Genomic DNA, 464 nt, shown 5'->3' with positions numbered 1-464 from the left:
TTACCAGCGTTTGGACGGCACCAGCGGCAGCGGGGCAGGTGGTGCTGACGTTGACGGTGACAGACTCCAAGGGCGCCAGCGCTTCTCTCGGCGTCACCATCACGGTGAGCACCGGGAACGGCAGCGCGGCCGTCAACGTCGCTTTCAACACCTGGCCCCAGGTGACTCGGGTGACCGCCCTGCCGTCCTCGGTCGACGTCGGCCAGGCTACCCAGGTGACGGCCTCCGCGAGTGACGCGGATGGGGACAGCCTCAGCTACCAGTGGACGGCCAACTGCGCGGGGACGTGGACGAATGCCACCTCCGCCAGCGCCGGCTTCACGCCCTCGGCCCAACCCTCCAGCGGCACGTGCACGCTCAGCGTGCGGGTGCAGGATGGCCGGGGCGGGCAGGGCACGGGCAGTCTCACCGTCTACGTTTCGACGTCGCCCACCACGGCGCAGTTCCCGCCCGAGGTGGTGGAG

1 protein-coding gene is annotated in these 464 nt (G+C 70.0%); it reads left to right on the top strand.

The window, feature by feature from the left end; genetic code table 11:
- Positions 1–56: 56 nt before the first annotated feature.
- The coding region (locus D7X55_RS40735) for an Ig-like domain-containing protein (protein ID WP_233610434.1) at positions 57–464 on the top strand (408 nt) is incomplete at its 3' end.

This window comes from Corallococcus sp. AB049A, assembly GCF_003668885.1.
GTDB classification, from domain to species: domain Bacteria; phylum Myxococcota; class Myxococcia; order Myxococcales; family Myxococcaceae; genus Corallococcus; species Corallococcus interemptor.
The sequence above is the reverse complement of the archived record's forward strand: the minus strand, read 5'-3'. Positions and strand labels throughout refer to the sequence as shown.